Origin of the sequence: Desulfitobacterium hafniense DCB-2 (assembly GCF_000021925.1) — a bacterium.
In the GTDB taxonomy this organism is placed as follows: domain Bacteria; phylum Bacillota; class Desulfitobacteriia; order Desulfitobacteriales; family Desulfitobacteriaceae; genus Desulfitobacterium; species Desulfitobacterium hafniense.
The window spans coordinates 13,470-30,233 of the sequence record NC_011830.1 but is presented as its reverse complement, the minus strand read 5'-3'; the positions used below and the strand labels follow the sequence as shown (position 1 = coordinate 30,233).

20 protein-coding genes and 1 riboswitch are annotated in these 16,764 nt (G+C 45.6%); of the genes, 4 read left to right on the top strand and 16 right to left on the bottom strand.

Features of this window, described 5'->3' with window-relative positions:
* Both DHAF_RS00175 and DHAF_RS00170 read right to left on the bottom strand, forming a co-directional pair.
* On the bottom strand, positions 1–756 hold the full coding sequence (locus DHAF_RS00175; protein WP_011458882.1) for a metal ABC transporter ATP-binding protein: 756 nt from the start codon (positions 754–756) through the stop codon (positions 1–3).
* 11 nt (positions 757–767) lie between these two features.
* Positions 768–1,709 carry a metal ABC transporter solute-binding protein, Zn/Mn family gene (locus tag DHAF_RS00170; RefSeq protein ID WP_015942533.1) on the bottom strand — a complete coding sequence of 314 codons (942 nt, stop codon included), beginning with the start codon at positions 1,707–1,709 and terminating at the stop codon, positions 768–770.
* Between the two features lie 142 nt (positions 1,710–1,851).
* Between DHAF_RS00170 and DHAF_RS00165 the strand changes: the two genes are divergently transcribed.
* Together DHAF_RS00165 and DHAF_RS00160 are read left to right on the top strand one after the other, a co-directional pair.
* Complete coding sequence (locus tag DHAF_RS00165) at positions 1,852–2,355, top strand: metal-dependent transcriptional regulator (protein ID WP_015942532.1); 504 nt, start codon at positions 1,852–1,854, stop codon at positions 2,353–2,355.
* Positions 2,356–2,527: 172 nt separating this feature from the next.
* Positions 2,528–3,343, top strand: coding sequence for a GNAT family N-acetyltransferase (locus DHAF_RS00160; protein WP_015942531.1), 816 nt, complete (start codon positions 2,528–2,530; stop codon positions 3,341–3,343).
* Between the two features lie 55 nt (positions 3,344–3,398).
* On the opposite strand, the gene DHAF_RS00155 is transcribed toward DHAF_RS00160, so the two are convergent.
* The 9 genes from DHAF_RS00155 to DHAF_RS00115 all read right to left on the bottom strand — a co-directional run bounded on the left by DHAF_RS00155 (position 3,399) and on the right by DHAF_RS00115 (position 10,926).
* Positions 3,399–4,193 (bottom strand): ABC transporter ATP-binding protein, encoded by a 795-nt coding sequence (locus DHAF_RS00155; RefSeq protein ID WP_015942530.1) that lies wholly within the window; start codon positions 4,191–4,193, stop codon positions 3,399–3,401.
* Positions 4,193–5,188: a FecCD family ABC transporter permease gene (locus DHAF_RS00150; RefSeq protein WP_012615319.1), complete on the bottom strand. Its 996-nt coding sequence runs from the start codon at positions 5,186–5,188 to the stop codon at positions 4,193–4,195. Before DHAF_RS00150 ends, DHAF_RS00155 begins: the two co-directional genes overlap by 1 nt.
* Before the next feature lie 182 nt (positions 5,189–5,370).
* Positions 5,371–6,924: an ABC transporter substrate-binding protein gene (locus DHAF_RS00145; protein WP_012615318.1), complete on the bottom strand. Its 1,554-nt coding sequence runs from the start codon at positions 6,922–6,924 to the stop codon at positions 5,371–5,373.
* 123 nt (positions 6,925–7,047) lie between these two features.
* A riboswitch (cobalamin riboswitch) is annotated at positions 7,048–7,228 on the bottom strand.
* Between the two features lie 49 nt (positions 7,229–7,277).
* Complete coding sequence (gene tsaA, locus DHAF_RS00140; RefSeq protein WP_012615317.1) at positions 7,278–7,685, bottom strand: tRNA (N6-threonylcarbamoyladenosine(37)-N6)-methyltransferase TrmO; 408 nt, start codon at positions 7,683–7,685, stop codon at positions 7,278–7,280.
* A 24-nt stretch (positions 7,686–7,709) separates the two neighbouring features.
* Positions 7,710–8,165 (bottom strand): MarR family winged helix-turn-helix transcriptional regulator, encoded by a 456-nt coding sequence (locus tag DHAF_RS00135; protein WP_005815091.1) that lies wholly within the window; start codon positions 8,163–8,165, stop codon positions 7,710–7,712.
* 219 nt (positions 8,166–8,384) lie between these two features.
* Entirely contained in the window at positions 8,385–8,699 is a 315-nt protein-coding gene (locus DHAF_RS00130) for a hypothetical protein (RefSeq protein ID WP_012615316.1), read from the bottom strand.
* Positions 8,700–8,881: 182 nt separating this feature from the next.
* Positions 8,882–10,219, bottom strand: coding sequence for a B12-binding domain-containing radical SAM protein (locus tag DHAF_RS00125; protein ID WP_012615315.1), 1,338 nt, complete (start codon positions 10,217–10,219; stop codon positions 8,882–8,884).
* A gap of 39 nt (positions 10,220–10,258) precedes the next feature.
* A complete protein-coding gene (locus tag DHAF_RS00120) occupies positions 10,259–10,723 on the bottom strand; it encodes a hypothetical protein (protein WP_005815096.1) in 465 nt (154 codons plus the stop codon).
* Complete coding sequence (locus DHAF_RS00115; RefSeq protein ID WP_012615314.1) at positions 10,720–10,926, bottom strand: helix-turn-helix transcriptional regulator; 207 nt, start codon at positions 10,924–10,926, stop codon at positions 10,720–10,722. Before DHAF_RS00115 ends, DHAF_RS00120 begins: the two co-directional genes overlap by 4 nt.
* Positions 10,927–11,381: 455 nt before the next feature.
* Here DHAF_RS00115 and DHAF_RS00110 point away from each other — a divergent pair, with 455 nt between their 5' ends.
* Positions 11,382–12,848 (top strand): Msr family ABC-F type ribosomal protection protein, encoded by a 1,467-nt coding sequence (locus DHAF_RS00110; protein WP_012615313.1) that lies wholly within the window; start codon positions 11,382–11,384, stop codon positions 12,846–12,848.
* Positions 12,849–12,952: 104 nt separating this feature from the next.
* On the opposite strand, the gene DHAF_RS00105 is transcribed toward DHAF_RS00110, so the two are convergent.
* The 4 genes from DHAF_RS00105 to DHAF_RS00090 all read right to left on the bottom strand — a co-directional run bounded on the left by DHAF_RS00105 (position 12,953) and on the right by DHAF_RS00090 (position 15,404).
* Positions 12,953–14,083 (bottom strand): GGDEF domain-containing protein, encoded by a 1,131-nt coding sequence (locus tag DHAF_RS00105; protein WP_012615312.1) that lies wholly within the window; start codon positions 14,081–14,083, stop codon positions 12,953–12,955.
* A gap of 342 nt (positions 14,084–14,425) precedes the next feature.
* Positions 14,426–14,674, bottom strand: a complete 249-nt coding sequence (locus DHAF_RS00100) for a spore coat protein (protein WP_005815105.1) — start codon at positions 14,672–14,674, stop codon at positions 14,426–14,428.
* Between the two features lie 13 nt (positions 14,675–14,687).
* Entirely contained in the window at positions 14,688–14,873 is a 186-nt protein-coding gene (locus tag DHAF_RS00095; protein WP_005815107.1) for a hypothetical protein, read from the bottom strand.
* 165 nt (positions 14,874–15,038) lie between these two features.
* Positions 15,039–15,404, bottom strand: a complete 366-nt coding sequence (locus DHAF_RS00090) for a winged helix-turn-helix transcriptional regulator (protein WP_012615311.1) — start codon at positions 15,402–15,404, stop codon at positions 15,039–15,041.
* 123 nt (positions 15,405–15,527) lie between these two features.
* Between DHAF_RS00090 and DHAF_RS00085 the strand changes: the two genes are divergently transcribed.
* A complete protein-coding gene (locus DHAF_RS00085) occupies positions 15,528–15,833 on the top strand; it encodes a pyridoxamine 5'-phosphate oxidase family protein (protein WP_012615310.1) in 306 nt (101 codons plus the stop codon).
* A 131-nt stretch (positions 15,834–15,964) separates the two neighbouring features.
* Here the strand turns inward: DHAF_RS00085 and DHAF_RS00080 are convergent, their stop codons facing one another.
* On the bottom strand, positions 15,965–16,531 hold the full coding sequence (locus DHAF_RS00080; RefSeq protein WP_012615309.1) for a DUF3795 domain-containing protein: 567 nt from the start codon (positions 16,529–16,531) through the stop codon (positions 15,965–15,967).
* Positions 16,532–16,764 lie beyond the last annotated feature (233 nt).

Sequence of the window (16,764 nt, the reverse complement as noted above, 5' to 3'; positions counted from 1 at the left end):
TCACACGACGCTCCTCAAAAGGGCACCGGTACTCCGGTAAGCCATCTTCAGGTTTTCCTCATGAAAAACCTCTTCCACCGGTCCGCTGGCAATCACCCGCAGATTGATTAGGGTCACCCAGTCGAAATAATCGGCCACTGTCTGCAGATCGTGATGGACCACCATCACTGTTTTTCCCTGCTCTTTGAGTTCCTTCAGGAGCAAGACAATGGCTTTTTCCGTTTGGGCATCCACTCCTTTGAAGGGCTCATCCATGAAGTAAATCTCAGCCTCCTGGGCCAGGGCCCGGGCCAGGAACACCCGTTGCTGCTGGCCGCCGGAAAGCTGGCTGATCTGGCGGGAGGCGTATTGCTCCATTCCCACCTTTTTCAGCATTTGAGCGGTCAGCTCATAATCCGCCTTGCGGGGCCGCCTGAACCAGCCCAGCTTACCATAGCAGCCCATCAGGACCACATCCTGCACCGTGGCCGGGAAATCCCAGTCCACACTGCCGCTTTGGGGAACGTAGCCGATGCGGTTTTTCAGGGCATGGCCGTCGCCCTTTCCCCCGCTGAAGCAAATTGCCCCGGTGACGGGCGTCAACAGCCCCAGCATCGCCTTAATCAAGGTTGTTTTGCCTGCCCCATTGGGCCCGACCACCGCCATCAAAGTTCCCTTGGGTACCTTGAGATTAACATCCCATAAAACTGGTTTGGCATCATAGGCCACGGTGAGGGTTTCCACCTCTACCGCATGCTCCATCCCCTTCATATCCACATCTATCCCTCCTATGCTTTTAAAGCATCCACAATCGTGTCGATGTTGGAGCGGAAGGTTTTGATATAGGTCTCGTCGCCGGACCCTTCCCCGCCCAGGGAATCGGAATACAGTTCCCCGCCGATGGCCACGTCAAATCCCTGGGCCTTGACCGCCGCCTGCAGGGCCTGGATGGTTTTGGGCGGCACCGAGGACTCCACAAAAATCGCCTTGATCCGCCGCTCGACGATAAAGCTTGCTAAAGCGCTGACATCACTGGTTCCCGCTTCAGAATCCGTGCTGATGCCCTGAAGGCCCCGAACCTCGAAACCATAGGCGTTGCCAAAATACTGAAAAGCGTCATGGGCCGTGATCAGCACCCTCTGATCCTTGGGCAGCTCGGCAGCCCGCTTTTGGATATAGGCATCCAATTCGTCAAGTTCTGCAAGGTACCGCTCCAGATTGGCTATGTATGAGTTTCCATGTTCCGGATCAGCCTGGGCGAAACCTTCTGCTACACCTTGGGCCGCTTGTTTCCAGAGTGTCACATCAAACCAGATATGCGGATCATAGACCCCTCCGTCGTCCTCGGATATTAACAATCCCGTTCTGTCCATACTTTTTTCTATGCATACGGTAAAGATGCCCTGAGCAGATAGGTTTTCAAACAGCTCACTCATTTTCCCCTCAAGGTGCAGCCCGTTATAGACCACAACATCTGCCTTCTGCATCCGCCCCACATCCCCTGCACTGGCCTGATAGAGATGGGGGTCAATTCCCGGCCCCATCAGACCGTTTACACTAACATGCTCTCCACCGATCACACCGGCTAAATCTGCAAGCATAGTCGTCGTGGCCACCACATTCAACAAACCTTCACCGGATTCCTTTTTGCCAGCTGTCTGGGAGCAGCCTGCCGTCAATAGGATCAGACTCAGTACGATCCCCAACATTCTTTTTAACTTTCTACTCATAACGAACCTCCTGCTATGTTTTTCTGGTCTTGGTGTTAGGTAAGGGAAATACCCTTTCTCTTGACTAATCCAATCTATGAATCCTAAGGAGGGAATGTTACGAATAGACTAGAATAAAATTTAAAAAAAGGATTGATAAGCTATGGATAATAAGTCCGGTTCTGAGTATCGTACAGTGCGCGGCTATCAAATAGCTAATTATCAGGAAAACAAGCTGACTCCTGCCATGGAGGATTATATGGAAATGGCTTGCCGGCTTTGTCTGGAAAACGGCTATACACGGATCAATAAACTTGCGGAGCTGCTGAATGTGCGTCCCTCTTCCGCATCAAAAATGATTGCCAAGCTGAGCGAGCTGGGCTATTTGCAATATGATCTTTACGAGAGCATTCTCCTGACCGAGAAAGGAAAGGAAACCGGCACCTATCTTCTCTCTCGTCATGATACGGTAGAGCAATTTCTGAGACTGATCGGCAATATGAATCCTCTGGAGGAAACGGAACTGATCGAACACTCCCTCAATGTCTCTACCGTACTGCAACTCCATACTTTGTTGGACTTCTTCGCCCAAAACGTTGCTGTTCGGGAAAGCTTTGAGACCTTTAAAAAAGCTGCTAAAGAAAACCCGGCTTCGCCGAGCCTTTGATTCATATCCCTAATGAAGTGAAATCGTTGATGCACCAGTGAAAAAATAAACGGACTTTCCCTATGCCGGATGCATAGGAAAAGTCCGTTTATTGGTGTTTTGCTGCAGTTTCTGGCAATTTTTGTGCTATTATACAAATAGAAAGGTACTATGTTAAGGCGGGGTAAAACTTATGGAATTTAAAAGAGTAACCTTAGACAATTTAGCTTCCGAACATATCTGCTGTGCCCTCACCGATCAAAAAGGAGAGTCCTCTGTCGCGTCAAAAAAAGCATGGCTCAGTCAACGCTTAGGCGAGGGATTGGTCTTTGACAAACTGGATGTGCGGGGAAAGGTTTTTATCGAATATATCCCGGCTGAAAAAGCCTGGTGCCCCATTACAGCCGATCATTATCTGTTCATTAACTGTTTCTGGGTTTCCGGGCAATACAAGGGTCAGGGCTATGCCAACTTATTGCTGGAGCGCTGCCTGGCTGATGCCAAAGCAAAAGGGATGCAGGGGCTTGTGGTTTTATCTGCCGAAAAGAAAATGCCCTTTCTCTCCGATCCGAAGTACCTGAAATACAAGGGCTTTCAGATCGCCGATCAAGCGCCTCCTTATTACGAACTGCTTTATCTTCCCTTCAGTCCCCAAGCAAATGTTCCCCAATTCAAAGCTTGTGTAAAGAGCGGTCGTACTGATGAAGAAGGCTGGGTTGTCTATTATACCAATCAATGTCCTCATACGGATAAATATGTCCCAATCCTCGTCGATCATCTCAAGTCAAAAAAACTTGCCATTAAAGCCATCAAAATCCAAACGACGGAGCAAGCCCAAAAGGCTCCTAATCCCTTTACCACCTATGCCCTTTTTTACAACGGCCAGTTCATCACCAACGAAATCCTTACCGCAAAGAGCTTTGATAAGCTTTTAATCAAAACGAACCTATCTCCACCAACTGTTCCGCCGTCACCATCTGAATGGCCTGCTCCGCTGCAGCGGGGATAACCTCGTCTGTGAAGCCGCTCTTGGAGAACTGCTTATAATGCAACACCCGCTATTCTTATATCCCCCGCACCGAGCAGACCGGTGCAATGATGGGTACACCTTGTTCATCATAGGTTATATTGGCGATCACCCCATAGACTTCTTGCAGCATGGCAGCCGTAATGACCTCCCGGGGCTCCCCCGCGCTGTAAAGAGAGCCCTTCCCATCCACCACTACAATATGTTGGGCATATCTGGCTGCAAGATTAATATCGTGCAAGACCACAATCAGATCCACATTTTGCTCCGCCACTACTCTCTGCAGCAGCTGACACAGCTCCAGCTGCTTTTGCAAATCAAGAGAGTTGACCGGCTCATCCAGCAACAGGACTTTAGGGTTTCTGACCAAGGTCTGGGCAATAAAGACCAACTTTTTCTGTCCGCCGCTTAATTCCGAAAAATTGCGGGGGGCCAGGTGTTCTATATTAAGGGACCGAAGGGTATCCATGACAATATCCAAATCTTCATCCGACACCTTATGGCTCAGTTCCGGCAATCTTCCCAGGATGACCATTTCCAAAACCGTCAGGGTCGATAGATCGACGTCCATTTGGGGTAAATAGGACATAAGCTTGATTTTATCTTCTGTACACATAGCGGTAAGGCTTTCCTGACCGTAAAAAATCTCTCCCTCATAATCCAGCAGCCCGAAAATAGCTTTAATCAAGGTGGATTTTCCCGCTCCGTTGGGACCAAGGATAACATTAAAGCCTTTGGCAAATTCGAGACTAAATCCGCTAAATACCTTATGGGAGCCTTTGCTTTTCTTATAACCTTTATAGGAAAAGTTTAAATTACTTACCTTTAACATCACATACTCCTCATTTTTTTACTGAAGATAATGGCAATAAAGAAAGGGATGCCAATGATTGAGGTGACCAGGCCGATGGGCAGGATGACCCCTCTGATAATCAGCTTGCTGATGACGAAAGCCAGACACATGACAAAAGCCCCCAGCAGTCCCGATAAAGGCATAAAAAAGCGTTGATCTTCACCCACCAGCTGGCGGGCAATATGAGGAGCGATCAGACCGACGAAACCTATGGTTCCTACAAAACAGACGGATACGGCGGCCAATAGGGAACTCACAAATATAACCATTCGCCGCACCTTGGCCGTATCCACCCCGATACTCCTGGCTTTGGTATCATCCAAAGTCATAGCGGTCAGCTTCCAGGCATTTTTGAACAAAACCAAGAAGCAGATGACCAGCACCAGGGCAACAATGAAAAACTTGCTCCAGGTGGTTTTCAACAAACTGCCGAAATTCCAGAAGATCAGGCTTTGCAGCTGATTTTCATCGGCAATATACTGCAGAACCATGGTCAGGGAGTTAAAAAGAAAATTCAGCGCCACACCGAAGAGGATAATGGCCGTTTTATTGATTTGCCGCTGACGGGAAAAGATATAAATGGCCACAGCCACCATAAGGGCAAAGATGAAAGCGTTAACCGTTACAGCCAGGGTTTCCGGGACCTTTAAGGATTTCAGAACATTGGCGTTTAAAATCAATCCCATGGCTGCTCCGAAGGAGGCGGCGGCGGAAATTCCCAGGGTATAGGGGCTGGCAATGGGATTGCGGAGGATGGTCTGCAATTCACAGCCGCTGATGCCCAGGGACGCCCCCACCACTACAGCCATAAGAGCCATAGGCAGACGGATATCCTTGATGATCATGGAGTTATGCCCATCCCCTTCCCCCGTGAACAGCACTCTTAAGATATCGTGAATCGCTATGGAAGAGGAACCGATGGAAATATTTAGGATCACCAGGGCTGCCATGCTTACGGATAGACCGATAATCAAAAAGATCCTTCTCCTGATCAGCATATTATATAATTTTCGGTTGGCATTTTCCTCATGCTTAATCTTGATTCACCCCTTAGTCTTTCTTGCATAACCGGCATCCAAAAGGGCCGCGGAGAGCCGGAGCAAAGGCCGGTCTTAAACCCCCTTGTGCCTCCAGCGTTCCGAAGCCCTTGCCGTTTTTATTTCTTTAGGGAAATACGGTCTTCAAGGCCCGTAAACCAGGTGCTGATATCGCTGCCCACCAGCATAAATTGATCGAAAAACTCATCAAGGACCGCTTCCGGATTCAGATCCTTAAATTCTTCAGGGTAGAAGAGCTTGGCCATTTTCAGACAAGGGTAAAAAGCATAAATGGAGCGGCTGGTTGAGTGGGCAAATTCATAGACATTGTTGTTTTTAACCGCCTGCAAATTGCTCCAGCCGGTTCTGTTGATAATATCATACTGAGGAGGTTCTTTCTTTTGCTTAAGACTGTCCAGCCAGCCGTCATTGACTCCGCTGAGAATGATGTAATCAGGATCGGCTTTAATGACATACTCAGGATCAAGGGTATTGCTGCTTCCTCCGGCTGATGCTTTATCTAAAAGAACGGCATCGGCAATATTGTCGCCGCCGGCAATAGCAATCGGCAGACCCCATCCGGAAACGCTGGTTCCCGTGCTCCCGTAGACCTCGGAATATCCTGACTTTTCATAATAGACCTTGGGTTTATTCTGACGCTGAGCAAGATTTTTGGCTGCAAGGAGTTCATACTGCTTATCTATGAACGCTGCTACTTCAGCGGCTTTTTCCCCCTCCTGGAAAATCTTGCCCAGGAGCTTCATGGTCTCCTGAACCGACTTATCCAATGTCTTGCCGGGAACATCGATGAGAACAATGCTGATTCCGGCCGCCGTAAGCTGTTCCTCTATTTCCAAGGCATATTTATGAGCGGCCATAGCTGAATTGACGATGAGGACATCGGGATTCATGGACAAAACCATTTCCAGGTCAAAAGGCGCGTTATGATCGGAAATCTGGCCTAAATGTTGGGTATAGTCCCCGACAATGGGCTTATACAGCTGAGCATATTTTTGGATACCGCCACCGCCGTCCTGTCCGGAAGCAACCAGCATAGCAAAAGCCTCTTCACCTTTCAGCGGTATAATATAGTCGATGACATCCATGGTGCTGATAGCATAGGAGGAAATAGGCAGGTCAAGGGTTACCTCCCGGCCTTTGACATCCTTAATGGTTATGGAACCGGTGGTTTCTTTCTTTACGGGTAGGGCACTCTTATTCAGAGGGGACATGATCGCCCCGCTCTCTTCTTCAGGGGCAACATAACCGTAGTGAACAGGATCTGCACCGGCCTCCTTTAAGGCCGCGGCCACCCCATTGATGATCCCCTTACTGGTCAGTGTCGCACCGGCAATCACGTCCACATCCAGGGATTGAGCTTCTATAATACGCTGGGGTATTTTCTCCATGGCGATGCCGCCAACATCCTCGGTTTCCGTATTTTCGCCTATGGTAATCTTTGTGATTTTTCCTTCCTGATCCACTTCCGTGGTCACTTCAAGATCTCCGTGATAACCGGCTGCTTTTGCCGTGTAAGTCCCGGCTGCAACTGCTTTTTCAGCCGGTGGGTTTTCCGCCGGTTGGTTGGCGGCTGATGAATTGCAGCCCCCCAAGAGTATGATCATGACCATGACCAATAAGGCAACTATTCTTTGGCTATAGCGTTTCTCCATTGTTCTTCACCTTTCTTCCTGACTTTTTCCTGACCGGAGTCTGAGCATCTGTCCTGGTTTTTTTATGTCTTCTCTTTAATTTTGGGCAAAGAAAATAAATCACCCTCCCCTCCGGAAAATGAATTGTAGTTTTATTAACAGGCAGGTCTCCTGGCTCGCGCCTTTATTTATCGCCTTCCCAGTCTTCGCCAGTGGCATGAAGATAAATAAATCTTTAACGGCGCTTACAGTAACGGGGGTTGCTCAGGATTTGCACCTGATTCCCTTTTCATTACTTGCGTAAACCTGTCAATAGTTTCTTATTCAGCTTTAAACAACAAGCTCTATCCCTATGTCATTAAAACAAGTTTCGTTCAATCGGCCACAGCGGCCGGGTCAATATAAGGCTTAATATCGAGTACGGGGGTATTATCCAGCATATCCACTCCCTCAAAAAACAGACGGTTGCCCTCTCTTTTCACAAACCGGACTGTGGACAGACCGATGCCGTTGGGCCGGTTGGGGGATCGTGTGGAAAACACACCCATAACCTGATTGTTTCTGCGGGAAAGGGTCATCAGCTTATATCCCTCGGATTTATGAAAGTAAAACAAAATGACCCCATACTCTCCTTCTTGGATATCGGCAATACCTTCCTGGTATTCTTCGAGAATTTCAATAACAGCCGTCGTTTCTCCCGAAAGAGTGCTTTGCCTGGGGGCTTCGCCTTTTTCCTTATAAGGAGACTTGATATAGCCGATCGGTTTCATTAAGATCTCCACTGACTTCTCCTCCTTAGGCCACTTTTATCTATGCCTGCGTTCATAATCGGCGATATTATCCAGCATTTTATACAAAATCCGCCTGGCGGTTTCCCGCTCATCCTCCGTAAAATCTTTGGCCAGAATCCGGTTTAATCCTTTAAACACTTCATGAAATTCTTGTTCAAAGTCCCTTGCTTTGGCTGTGACATAAACAATTTTCTTACGCCCGTCTTTAGGGTCTTCTTCTCTGTATACATAACCCTCTTCTTCAAGCTTTTTCAAGGCTCTCGCTGTGTTGGCCTTATCGATATTGAGTAGTTCGCTTAACTCTTCCTGAGTTATACCATCGTAATTAAACAGCAATTGGGTCAAAAATGCCCATTGTCCCTGTCCGATGTTATAGTCTTTGACATTTCTGCCGATATAGGTCTGGCTATAACGATCGATGGCTGAAATCGCTTTGATCAGTGATTTTCTTTTGTCTATACGTTCGTTCATGCTCTTTCCTTTTAGTTATGTCGGCAGCGTTCAGGATTAATTCGTTGCTATCGCAACCAATTAATCCTAAAAACCCCTATTATTTTGTTGTTTTTCAACACAAGTTATTAATATGCTATACTATTCAATAAAATCTGTCAACTACTCTATTGATAACTTTCTCTTATGGCGACAAGGTTTAACAATCCTGTATGATGCCTAATTTCTTAACGCTAAGCATTAATACAAGATAGGATTTAACCAGATAAGTCCAAGATAGGACAGAGGAAATCTGAACACAACAAATAGCAACACAGAGAAAACACCTGTCAGCACATATTTTTCATTGTCTCTATAATTTTGGAATAGAGGATTTAGGGCACTATAAATGCCGCAAAATACTAAAAGATACAGAAGGCACGCCATCAGATAAGCTGGAAAAGGCACATTATAACCCTCTTCAGGACCCATTATTTTCATTTCAAACTTAAGTGCTATAATGCTGAGAAAAAAGCTTATTATTAAAAGCAGGACACTTAACACTAATCTTTTCACTTTTAGTCCCCCTCCTCTCTTGGGTGACTTTAGAAAACATCGGCTCCGCCGCCGATAGACCGCAGGCCTATTCCCATCATATTGGCCCATATAGAGCTGCCCTAACTACTTTAGTTATTTGATAACTCACAATACATATCATCAATATCATGCTACTACTTAACCATATATGTCATTGAACCCTATTTTACCCTATAGGAGATCCTTGCCGCCAGCCGCCCTACCGTTCTCATGGGAATAATTCGCGCCAGCACCGATGTAAGCCCACCGAATTTACGGTATAAAATGTTAAATAAAAAAAAGGATTTGCGCTGGGCCTTATGTTCCGGCCTGCGGCGCCATATATTGGGAAAGGAATAAAACTCCCGGTAGATCCATAGATAGCCCTTATATAATTCCTCTGCCGTCATTCCCTTGGGCTGAAAGACCACATGAGCTGTATTGTACCTGGACAGTTCATGATCGAGGATGCGGCCTTCCTCTTTCATCCGGCCATGCAATTCTGTGCCGGGATAGGGAGTGAGAATATGGGAGGTCAGGGTTTCAATTTTGTTCTTGACCAGCCAGTCCAGTGTTCTCTGAAAAACATCCGGTTCATCCCCATCCAGACCGAATACCATGCTGGCATTGATCATAATGCCCCGGCTGTGTATTGCTGTGACAATCCTTTCATACTTCTCAAACTGATTATCCTTATTTACGCCATGCAATGAGGAATTATTGATCGATTCAAAACCGATAAAAAGGCTTTGGCAGCCCGTTTCTGCCATCAAATCCAGGACATCGGGATAGTCGGCGATTTTCGTGGTGACAGCGGCGCTCCATTTTAACTCCCTGCCCCGCAGATGATTAAGCAATTCACGAGTGTAGGCAGGCACACCGATGAAATTATCGTCAATAAACAGGATATGCCGGGTTCCCAGGCCTTCGATATCTCTGAGCACATCCGTAACGGGGCGGCGGATATACATCCTGTTCCGGCAGCTGTTGTAGCAGAAGCCACAGCGGTTGGGGCAGCCGCGGCTTGTGGTCATGATATTGGTATAGAGGTAGCGGTTTTTATCGATTCGGTGATAAGCCGGAGAAGCAATCTCCTCCCCCCGGAAATCCGTCATATCATGATAGACCTGCTGTAATCGGCTTTCTTCCGCATCTTCGATCATCCGTTCCCATACCCGCTCGGCAGCGCCGATACAAATGGCGTCGAAATATCCCCGGCATTCATCCGGACTGCTGGTAACATGAATTCCCCCGGCTACAACGGGTATCCCCAAACGGTGGAATTCTTCGGCAATCTCTACGGCTCTGGGCATGACATCCAAGGTAATGGTGATACCAACCAGCTCTGCGCCGCAAGCATAATCTATTTTCTCCACATTCTCATTCACCATGATCACCTCGTGACCCTCAGGTGTGAGACCCATCAAAGTAAGCAGTGACAAGGGAGGAGACATACGGGTCTTCAGATCCGTATCCATAGGCCTTTTATTCATTTTAGGCTGGATCAGTGCAATTTTCATAATCTCTTATCTCCACTGCTAGCTTCTAGCTTCTAATTTCTATCTCCATCTGCATATCAGCACATAAACCAAATCCGCCAGTACTACCGTCACCCAGTGTATAACGATGAACAGCGTAAACTTTTCTACAATACCGTTAGGTTCACTTAAAACCAGCAAATAGAATATGGCAATAGCAGCAAGGGTAAGAATCGTCGCTACCGCCAAGCACTTGATCAGGACGTCTGTGTGATACTCATCATAAGGATGCCTGCGCGTCAAAAGCATCAACACAACCAAAATGGATAGGGCTATCAAGACGTAGGCGATGTAAGCATGATATCCGGAAGCCAGAAAATAGCTCCAACCGGTCCAAAAGGAACTTTTGCCGTCCGACCGGCTGTAGTACAAAAGATTAACAAACTCAACATGACCGGCAGTTACGATAAAGATTAGACTGTAAAAGGCTGTAAAGAGGCTTAGACCGATAGCATTGGTGGCCGGATTCTTAAGCAGTTGCTTCATTTTCTATCCTCCTCAATGAAAAGAAAGAGCTCCTCAATGGACACCTTAAAAAGTTTGGCCAGATCATAAGCAAGCCATAGGGAAGGATTAAATTTACCTGTCTCTATGGCATTGATGGCCTGACGTGAAACTCCCACTTTTTCTCCCAGCTCTTTTTGGGTAAGTCCCCATTCCTCGCGCAATATCCTTACTTTATTGTGCATGGCATTGTCTCCCCCTATGATGTAAGGTACACCTTATACAAAACATAACAGAGTCTTCCCGGGATGTCAAGTGTACCTGACATTTCCCTTTTTTACGAACTTTATTGCCTTCAAAATCTTAGCAATTTGACAATCATATTCTTGAAGTGCTATAATAACCTGCAAATTTAGAGAATAAAGGGGACATAATAATCTATGTATTCCGTCCGTTTAAGGTAAACAGGCAATAAAAAAGCAGTAAATCCTTCCACATTGTGGGCTTTTTTGTTGTGTTTATCTTTGCGGGCAAGGACATGGAAAACAGGCGGGGTATAGCCATTTCAGGCTATCCTTGTTGTTGTTTGTCTTTTTTCGTTGATATGCAGATCGAAAGCCCATCTAGAGGCTGGCGATCTGCATTTTTTATTGCCATATCAAACTATGAACTATGCAATAAAAAACGGGAGGAGCCAACTATGGAACTGTTATTAAAAGCAACTGATATTTATGTGGAATATAAAGGCCGCGAAATATTGAGCATCAATGAATTGGAATTATATAATTACGACCGTATTGGATTGGTGGGCAGCAACGGAGCAGGAAAAAGCACTCTCCTCAAAGTGCTGCTTGGAGAATTAGCTTTGCCGGGATGCATAGTGAACGGAATAGGTAACTTTGCTTATATACCCCAATTGACAGAAGCCGCCTGGCAGGAATCTATAGACCATGCCCTGCTGGGCAAACTTGGTGTCAGCGGGCTGGATACACAAACCATGAGCGGCGGTGAAGAAACCCGCCTGAAAGTTGCCCAGGCACTCTCCGGCCAAGTGCATGGCATTTTTGCCGATGAGCCTACCTCCCACCTCGACCGGGAGGGAATTGATTTTTTGATTGGCCAGCTCCAGTATTTCTCAGGCGCACTCCTGATCATCAGTCATGACCGCTACTTTCTCGATAAGGTTGTAAACAAAATTTGGGAGTTGAAGGACGGCAAAATCACTGAGTATTGGGGGAACTATTCCGACTATCTGGGCCAGAAGGAGGAAGAACGCCAACGCCAAACAGCCCAGTATGAACAGCATGTTATGGAACGGGCGCGCCTGGAGCGGGCTGCGGAAGAAAAACGGAAACAGGCGCAGAAAGTTGATCAAAAAACGAAAGGAGCCGCTAAAAGGGGGGCCACTGAAAGCGGAGGCCGTCTCGGGCATCAAAAGACGATAGGAAGCAAGCAAAAAACTCTCTACAAGGCGGCAAAGTCCATGGAACACCGTATTGAGTCCATGGGGGATATATCGGCTCCCGAGAAAGCCCGCACCGTTCGTTTCCGGCAAAGTCAGGCGCTGGCTCTGCACAATCCTTATCCGATTACAGGGACAGAGATCAACAAGATTTTTGACAACAAGGTGCTGTTTGAAAAAGCATCCTTTCAAATTCCTCTTGGCGCCAAAGTAGCCTTCACCGGGGGCAATGGAACAGGAAAAACAACCCTTTTTCAAATGATTTTGCATAGAGAAGCCGGTATAGCCATTTCTCCAAAAGCAGAAATCGGTTATTTTGCTCAAAACAGCTATAAATTCAATCGCGACCAAGGCGTCATGACCTTTATGGAAGACCATTGCGACTATGGGCAGTCGGAAATCCGCTCTGTACTGGCCTCTATGGGGTTTTCACCAAATGATATCAAAAAAAATCTGTCAGTGTTAAGCGGGGGAGAGCTCATCAAATTATTGCTGGCTAAAATGCTGCTGGGGCGCTACAATATTCTACTGATGGATGAGCCCAGCAATTTTCTGGATTTGCCCGGCATAGAGGCTTTGGAAATATTAATGAAAAGCTATGCAGGAACAATTCTGTTCATTTCCCATGATCAAAGACTATTGGAAAATGTGGCGGACAGAATCTATGCCATTAAAGATAAGCGACTTTGTTTAATCAAAGAATAGGTATTAGGTATGTAGATGAATACAAACAGGGCTGATGCAAAACGAAAACTATACGATTATAGTTCGTTGAGCCCCAGCCCCTTTCTATTCCCGCATCTTTACTTTTAGGCATTTTTTTGTTTATCCATATACATCAATTGATCTATCCTTTTCAGAAAGGCCATGGTTGACATGTCCGGTTCCTTTGTATAACAATCATAGCCGATGCTGAGGCGGAGTTCATAGGGAGTTATTTTTTCCAGATTAAACTGAGACACTTTTTCCTTAAGCCTCTGTACCATTGCCATAAGCTCCGCCCGGTCATCGATTTCCATGACGATAACAAACTCATCTCCACCGTATCTGGCGATAAAATCCGTTTTTCGGAAAGTTTTTCTAAGCATTTGAGCTGTATATTTTAAGGCCTGGTCGCCATTGTCATGCCCATAGGAATCATTGATGGTTTTAAAAGAATCGATATCAATCATGATACCGGCAATCAGATGATGACGCCTGTTTTTCATCTTCTCCTGAAGGTAATTGTCAAGATATCTCCGGTTATAAACACCTGTCAGATAATCCGTATTCAGCTGATCTTTTTGAATGTTGATAAAGATAATCAAGATAGACAAGGTTGAAGCTATCCAAATCATGACTGCTCCAGGAAACATGAACTGGATAATCCCGCCTACCATGGGGGGAATGGCAAAAAAGAGCAGGTAGGCATACTCCTTTCCAGCGATTTTTTTCCTGTTCCTAATTAAGAACGCGCTGGTGTAAATGATCATATAGAGGCATATTCCTAACAGAAGAAAGATGAAACGACCCCGGTGATAGACATTGTTCTCGTCAAAGATAAAGTAAATATTCGTAAAAACACTGGCAACGGATAAGACCAAGTTAATTAATACTGGAAGGAGTATGGGGAATAATACTTTGGTCAAACGCTCTTTGCTGCTGTGGATATAAAAATCCACATAATAGTACCAGATCATACAAATGACCGGATTTAAGGTATTATAGGCTACGATTGATGCTATACTCAGCGTTCTCGCCAGGCTGCCTGGCTTACCATCTAAAATCCAGAGCATCGAGTCCAAAAGCAAAAGAAGAATATTGGCGGAAATCAAAAGGAAAAAAAGCTTCTGATCCAGTGAATACTGACGGTCTGGGCGACGCATGTTCAAAAATATTACGCATAAGATGGTCATCGCAAAGAAATTTAATTCCACATAGTGTACTATCAGTGGCATCATTAAGGGGTCACTTCCTCAGAATTCTAAATCCTCTTATTATCCAGCGCCATGTCCGCAAAAAAGTGTACTGATATCTCTAATATCTTTATTTTACAAAATGGATCATAAAACCTTGTAACGGCCGTTTTTTTACATATTCCAGAACACAATCAGCTCCTAACCTATAAAACCGCCTGAACTGAATCATGCGAATCTATTAACTGGAATCCTGTCTTTCCCACTGCTCCTTCAGTTGTTGAATTAGCTATGGATTACTATATAAAACAGAAAAGCCCGGCATATAGCCAAGCTTTTCTATCGTTCGCATTCCAATTGAATCCGGTTTAAAGTTTTTATTTATTACTAGCTGCTAACCTGGGATTTAGTCTGCTGAATTTCATCATCCTTAGCCATAAGAGCAGGCTTATAATACCCTTTAGCCTGGGCCATCTGGAATAACTGATACTGGGATGCTTCATCGTTATTGCGGATTTGTTGAATGGTAGAACGCAGCTCGGGGTTCGCGCATTCGGAAATAGTGTTGGCATAGAAGGTCAGACTGCTCTTTACAGAGGAAAGGACATCGTTGACCATTACCTTTTCGTCTATCATTGCTTATCCTCCTTTAGTTTAAAAAGCTTAGCAATTGCTGTTTGGTTTTCATGGCACCTTGGGCACCATCCTGAAAAAACTGCTTAATTTCAGGATCGGTTGCTTGCTGGGCATAAGCCTGCAATTTTTGATGGGCAGTTTCATGAGCGCCAATCAAATGGCGCAGATTTTGCAGTTCAACTTGGTTTAATTGTGACATATTAACAACTCCTTTCAAGATATTTCCGTACTTAGTATTTCAGAATGCAGGCATAATATTCATCAATGACAAAATGAGCGGGTCCAACAGCGAAAATTTGATGGGAAAAGATAAATGGTCCGTGCCGAGCACGGACCATTTAATAGCTTATTGAAGTCTATAACCTTATGATTCCTTCGTATGAACCTTGACACCCCATTGGGCCAGCTGTTTTAAGATTGGCATCAGATCATCACAGACATCGGTGAGGGTGTATTCGACCCGCACCGGCATCTCCACATACTGCCGGCGGACGATCAGACCGTCCTCCTCCAGTTCCTTTAATGAACTGACCAGCATAGTATTCGTAATCCCGGCAATTTTACGCTTCAGCGTATTATACCGCGTCGTCCCGTCCTGATGGAGTGCGCATAATATGGGCAGCTTCCACTTCCCGCCGATAATCTTCAGTGCGCTTCCCAGTGGACAATACTCCATGCAAGGGCATTTGGTCGGGCATGAGACCACACACTTTACATCTCTCTCAGTCATATTTTCCGTACCTGCCTATAATTTTCTGCGTACTTGATTTTCATTTCTATTATACTAATATTGTACTAGGTAGCAATTTAAGAGTAAATAGCTATCTAGTACTTTACATAAGGAGAGGATAAAATGATGATCAACGACGAAGTCAAAGCTGTTATTGAGGGTTCCCCCTTTATCACCCTTGTCACGGTGAGCGCGGACGGAACGCCGCATCCGATCATCGCCGGCAAAGGTGAGGTCTCGGGAGATCAGGTGATCTTCGGCATTTATAAGATGGAGGTCACGCAAAAGAACCTCAAAGAAAACGATAAGGCGTGGCTTGTCGGTGCTACCAAAGATGGCGGCCCGAAAGGTTATCGCCTCTTCGGCACAGCCAAAGCCGTCGACAAACAGCTCATCTTCACGGCACAGACGGTGGAGGCAATGATATAATAGGCATTACCTGCCAGAAAAGAGGAGGATAACACTGATACCTTGTGTTATCCTCCTCTTTTCTTATATCGACTTTATTGCGGCTACTTCATTTATGTTGGGGAAGCAGCCTACGGGCGAAAACCTGATTCCTATAATTTTGATTTCTTGCGTAATTTCAGGGTGATCTTTCGTTGCTCCGCCATTGCCTGCAATAAACAAACTGCGGATGCAGCTCTTTCCTTCAGCGGTGCATCTGATTGAATTTCAGATGTAAGTTGCTCTAATATGTGTTTTATATCGTCTGTTTCCAAAAGGTTGACAGCAAGACAAAATAAGCTCTTCCGTCGTCCATCATCATAGTTGGCCAGCAACTGTTCCAACATACCAACCTTTTCGTTCAATTCCTGTCTATAGGCGTCAATCCCCCAACGTTTCGCTTTCTCCAGGTCTCTGAACTGATGCAGGTGAGTGATGAAGGAATCCGATTGGTCAGCGCCATCATATTTTGAGCAGGGAAATTCATCACACTGATAACAGTAGGCAAATCCTTTGCGCTGACTACAAGATAGCACTCCGCACTTAGGGTGTCTGGCAAGAAAATCTTTTCCGGCACAACCGGGACATTGTGATGCTCCATTCATTTGATAACGTGGGCACAGCCCGCAATTTAATCCGCAAGCTGAGAACAATGGATATTCTCTTTGTTTATATTCCATATTTAACTCCCCTAATTCTCTTAATTGTTATGTGGATCATTGTTTTACAAGTGAAATATATTATAATTGCCTATAGACCTTGCTGAGGGTGAAATGCACCCTATAAATTTGAGTCAGGATTGATTACGATCGGAATAATCAATCTATACTTCAGACGAGACAAAACATAGCACAAAAAGTCGGACCTAACTCCATGAAAATTGATAGGATATGCCTACAGATAGGGGGTAGTC